Source organism: Streptomyces sp. NPDC031670, assembly GCF_055580545.1.
In genome coordinates, this window is the sequence record NZ_JBVILC010000052.1 from 1 (window position 1) to 4,728 (window position 4,728).

At 67.2% G+C, this 4,728-nt stretch carries 5 protein-coding genes and 1 pseudogene; 4 read left to right on the top strand and 2 right to left on the bottom strand.

Annotated elements, in window-relative coordinates; all coding sequences use genetic code 11:
- On the top strand, positions 1–1,253 hold a 1,253-nt coding region (locus ACZ5ID_RS36860), incomplete at its 5' end, for an alpha/beta fold hydrolase (protein WP_468907144.1).
- Between the two features lie 114 nt (positions 1,254–1,367).
- Complete coding sequence (locus ACZ5ID_RS36865) at positions 1,368–1,511, top strand: hypothetical protein (RefSeq protein ID WP_468907147.1); 144 nt, start codon at positions 1,368–1,370, stop codon at positions 1,509–1,511.
- 367 nt (positions 1,512–1,878) lie between these two features.
- Here the strand turns inward: ACZ5ID_RS36865 and ACZ5ID_RS36870 are convergent, their stop codons facing one another.
- A complete protein-coding gene (locus ACZ5ID_RS36870; RefSeq protein WP_468907150.1) occupies positions 1,879–2,508 on the bottom strand; it encodes a hypothetical protein in 630 nt (209 codons plus the stop codon).
- A 302-nt stretch (positions 2,509–2,810) separates the two neighbouring features.
- On the opposite strand from ACZ5ID_RS36870, the gene ACZ5ID_RS36875 reads away from it, so the two are divergent.
- Both ACZ5ID_RS36875 and ACZ5ID_RS36880 read left to right on the top strand, forming a co-directional pair.
- Positions 2,811–2,936 (top strand): Tn3 family transposase, encoded by a 126-nt coding sequence (locus tag ACZ5ID_RS36875; RefSeq protein ID WP_468907153.1) that lies wholly within the window; start codon positions 2,811–2,813, stop codon positions 2,934–2,936.
- A 250-nt stretch (positions 2,937–3,186) separates the two neighbouring features.
- Entirely contained in the window at positions 3,187–3,729 is a 543-nt protein-coding gene (locus ACZ5ID_RS36880; RefSeq protein ID WP_468907156.1) for an SMI1/KNR4 family protein, read from the top strand.
- A gap of 69 nt (positions 3,730–3,798) precedes the next feature.
- On the opposite strand, the pseudogene ACZ5ID_RS36885 reads toward ACZ5ID_RS36880, so the two are convergent.
- Positions 3,799–4,549, bottom strand: a pseudogene (locus ACZ5ID_RS36885) (transposase).
- Positions 4,550–4,728: the final 179 nt, after the last annotated feature.

Genomic DNA, 4,728 nt, shown 5'->3' on the forward strand with positions numbered 1-4,728 from the left:
CGCACGATCGGCAATCCCCACCCTCCCCACTTCATCCACATTTGAACGAAGTGGGGAAACGGAGCGAGCCTGGGGAAATTCGCAGGTTCCCATCACTGGGGCGGCGCCGCACCTGGCCTGCGCGGCTCGTGCCGTTCCTGCCGGTGGCTGTCGCGGCGGCATTGACAGCGACGGTCTGCATCCCGACCGTGCCGACGGCCCGGAGATACCCGCCCGCCCTGCCGTTCGTGACCGCGCAGCACTGGAGCCTGGCCACAGGCAGCCGGGTAGCGGTGTACCACTACCCGCCCGCAAACGCCGGCGCCCGGCATCCCATCCCGCTCGTGTACCTCAACGGCGGACCGGTCCGCAGCATCTCGCTGCTCGACCACCGGTTCCTGCAACTTCTGGCACGCCAGGGCTACGACATCTACGCCTACGAACAGGCCGGTGGCGGACGAAGTGACCTGCTCCCGATGAGCCAGTACACGATCTCCAGGTCGGTCCGTGACCTCGCCGCCTTCGTCGACCGCCTGAACAAGGGCAAGGTCGACATCCTCGGATTCTCCTCAGGCGGGGCCGTGCTCACCCGAGCCCTGGCCGACCCGAGCCTCGCCGCACGCTTGCACCGGGCGATCATCGCCGAGCCCGGCCCCATGGACGGCCCCACCGCACACATCACCGGGCACAAGGGCCGAAAATCCGCGCGCGGCCTCGCGCCGGCCCTGACCGGACCGCGATCGACACACGTCCCCCGGTACGCCGTGGCATTCGGCCTCATGCGACTCGGACTCCTCACCCCCGACACCGGACTGATCGGACAGGCCGAAGGCGACAACGCCTTCACCGCCGCTGACCTCGGCAGCGACACCGCATCCGCCTACTGCGCGCGTGACGCGCACCGCATCCCCGCCGAAGACACCGCACAGAACTTCTCCTTCAGCCCCGCCGCCAGCCTCCGCATCCAGCAGACGGTCAAGGACTCCTCCTCCATCACCCCGCAACTGAGGCGCTCCCGGACCCCCGCCATGCTGATGATCGCCGAGTGCTCCTCCCAGGTCCGTCAATGGGAGACCACCGTTCTCGCCAATGACCCCGCCGTCCAGCGCACGCAGTACATGCCCGGAGTCGGGCACCACATGTGGAACGGCCTCGACGACAACAACGACCGGGCCGTCGCCGTCATCACTGCGTTCCTTCAGGACAAGCCAGCCTCCCTGCCGAATTACCCGACCCGCGACGAGATCCCTGCCTTCCTGCGTGATCACAAATGAAGACGTGGCAGCCCGTCACCGGCAACGGCGGACGAAATCCGAAGCCGACCCGGCCCCGCGGCGGGTACAGCCAAGGACGACTTCTCAGTCCGGAAAAGCGCGGCTACCACGGCGATGGCCCTGAGTGCCGTGGTAGCCGGGGACGTCGAGAAGGCCGCCGCGTACGGACTGGCCGACACCGCCGCGCAGTTCGCCGGCCGTGACCTCGTTGTCGAGCTGGCCCACAGCGACTTCGACAAGGAAGTCGTTGACCGCTGACCGGCAGCACCACCGGGGCCGGCCAGCATCCGCGTCGACGCCCGGGTGTGAACGTTCTCGTTATTCCCCAGGGGTAAGTTCACTCCATTCCCCAGGCCCTGCCCTCGGGCGGGCGTGAGGTTGGCCCGGCCTGCGTGAACTTGCTGGGGTGGAGCTATCGGTATGCGGGACCGCCTGATCTGCGGGCCCTTGTCCGGCCGGAGGCTGAGGGCCGATGCATCCGCTCGGCGGCGGACTTCGACGACTGGGCTTCGTCTCTGGCAGCGGTGGAGCTGGCCGAGCCTTTCACGTTCGTCATCGACGTGGCGGGTGTGCCGCCGACGCACCGATCCGATCCGTTCCGGGGCAGGGCCACCCCGTTGCCGAATTAGGGTTGTGTCCACGGGATCTGCGTCAGGTTCTGGGTGTCGTTGCAGCCCGCGTAGGGGCCGGCCGTCTCGGACCCGTTGGCGTAGTAGTGCTGGGATGTCCAGGCGGCGCAGTTGCTCTTGTCGATGATGGCTCCGGCACGCCAGGAGTCGGGATTGGCCATCCCGTGGGGCAAGCTGAGGTACAGCGCGCGCGGCGAGCCGGCCGCCGGGCGGCTGTCGTTCCAGTCCCAGACCGGCGCACCGCCGTTCAGGCCCATGGAGCCAAGGCCGAGGGTGACCGTGGAGTTGCTGTACGCCCGCACGAAGTCGGGGTTCCAGAGCCACTCGGCGTATACACGGCCGTCGCAGGTGCTGTAGATCTGGGAGATGCTCCCCGCGATGTAGCCGTAGGCGTTGTAGTTTATCGAGCGGCCAACGTAGAAAGAACTGCACGATGCCGCCGTCGACGGCTTGGTCTGGGTGGCAGCGGCGTGGGCCGGGGCCGCAGAGGCACTGCTGGGGACGAGTATGGCCGCGGCCGTGGCCGCAGTGGCGAGTACGGCCGCCGTACGGGACACGCGAAGGCGGGCGCGGGTGTTGGGGGTCGTCGCGGACGTGACCGAAGTGGCGCGGGTAGGTGTGGACATGGCATCTCCTCTGTTCTGCTGATGCCTCGAAGGCTTCGCGGATGCCCGAACCCATGGACGTCGGCCTGTGCGTGCGGGCTCACCGCGTTCTCCGGGGCGTTTGCCGGCCCGACGCTGCCGGAAGCAGCGGTTGTCCGCATGACCGCGGTGGACTGGGCCTGGTCAACTCGGTAAGGGAGGCGGACAAGAGGAGTTGTCCGCGGACATTGGGCCCACGAACGGATGCTTGCGGGCGCCATGGCGGAGCCCTGGCGTAGACATCTGGCCTTTCCTGCCTTGTTTCCCGGGCCGGGTCCGAGGAGTTGGGCTCCAGGAGCTCGAACTTCATGACCGAGTGGCACCAGCGATACCGTGGCCCCGGCGCGATGATCTACTGGCACGTTGAGAAGAAGTCACTGAGCGTTTTCAGCTTCGCCACTCCAGGGTGACGCCGTGGCCCTCGCTTGAGCCTGGAAGCTCCTCGGCTGGGCACGCCGGGCACAGTGGGTTGTCTGTGAAAAGTCGCGGGCGGTCACTTCGCTGACGGGCCGGTCCTGCGCTTCGGGGCGGAAGACGTTCGTGGGGAGGATGGGCCGCATGCTCGAAGTACCATCCCTGCAAGGTTCTCCGGTCGGTACTTCCCAACCTCCGCAGTGGCGTAGTCGGACGGAGACATCCCTGTAGAGAGGGCAGAGAGCGATGAGTGTGGCTGAGAGTTGGTCGCGTGTGATGAGTCTTCTTCGGGAGCACGCGCCGACCGATCACGCGGACCTGCCAGGGCCGGCCCCGGAACAGATGATCGCGGCAGCCGAGAAACGGATGGGGATCTCCCTGCATGGGGACCTGCGGACGTGGCTGCTTCTGAACAATCTGGATCTTCCCGAGGAAGACGTCGACGACGACGTCGCCTGCTGCGGTTACGCCGGGTTCCCTGACGAGGGGAGCTTCTTTCTGGGCATCCGGGCGATAGAGAAGCTCTACGCGAACCACCCCTTGTCCGGTGGGGGTGAATGGCGCGAGGAGTGGATCCCGTTCCTGTCGGATCAGGATGCCTGGACGGGACGGTTCATCGATGGGACGGACGGACGTATCGGCAGATGGTTCGTGGGTGAGCCTACGATCACCGGCGAGTACCCGTCATTGGCCCATTACTTCGACTCCGTGGCGGAGATGCTGGCGAGGATCGGCGCGGGGGACTATCCGGTCTGTTCCGTTGCCGAAGGGCGACTTGTCTGGTCGTGAGACGGATCCAACTGGATGACGGCCATTGCCAATCCGTCCTCACCCCCCCTGGAACGGCAATGAGATGTATCAGCGTTGCCGTTCCAGGGTGAGGACGGCTGCGGCGATGACGGTCATCCGGTTGGGGCTGCAGCGGGCCGGGCGCAGGATCTGCCAGGACTTGAGTCGCGCGATGCTTCGTTCGACCGGTGCTCGTGCCGCTGGCAGGGCTCGGTTGATCATCTGCTGGGTTGTGGTGAGGTGCTGGCCGGGAAGCCGTCTGATGGGCGTGGCCACCCAGGGGCCGGCCCCGATGTAGGCGCGGTCGGCGAGCACGGGGACGCCCTGGCGTTCGCAGACCCGGATGATGCGATGGGTGCGGGCCGCGGTCAGCTCGCGGGTGCGGCCGGGCAGCGCGGGCGAGATCCACAGCAGGTTGCCTGTCCGGATCGGCGACGACCTGCGTGTTCACGCCGTGGCGGCGGTGCTTCTGGGAGTAGTCGGTCCGGCTGGCGCCGACGTGGTCGCACTCGGTGAGCGTCCCGTCGAGCAGGACGTGATCCGGATCCGTCTCGCGCAGGACCCGCAGCAGTCCGGGTGCCCGGCAGGACAGGTGGTTGACGACGGCCGTGACGTATGCGTGGGCGGTCCCGATGGATATGCCGAAGCCGGCGGCGATCTGCGCGAGCGTCTCGTGCCGGCGCAGGTAGACCAGGCCGACGAGGGCGCGCTGGTGGGGCGGCAGTTTGCAGCGTCGGTCACCCTCACGGGTGACGATGAGCATCGATACCCACTTGACCAGAGCGTGCGGCAGGTCGAGTGCGGCAGGACGGGGGACCAACGTGGTTCCCGCGTTGATGAGTTGCGACGTCGGGTACTTCTCTCAACGGCACGGGAGCCTCGTGAGTTGCGGGACGCTGGCCCGTCACCCGATCCATACCGTTCGTTGTGGGCCGTTTCGGTCATTCGTAGGATCGGGACACCCAGGGGTGCTGGGTATGGCTGTCACCCGATAGCCGA

Excerpts from the sequence above, each read along its gene's own strand:
- ACZ5ID_RS36865 (WP_468907147.1), top strand. The coding sequence starts at position 1,368 with ATGGCCCTGAGTGCCGTGGTAGCCGGGGACGTCGAGAAGGCCGCCGCG.
- ACZ5ID_RS36870 (WP_468907150.1), bottom strand. The coding sequence starts at position 2,508 with ATGTCCACACCTACCCGCGCCACTTCGGTCACGTCCGCGACGACCCCC.
- ACZ5ID_RS36880 (WP_468907156.1), top strand. The coding sequence starts at position 3,187 with ATGAGTGTGGCTGAGAGTTGGTCGCGTGTGATGAGTCTTCTTCGGGAG.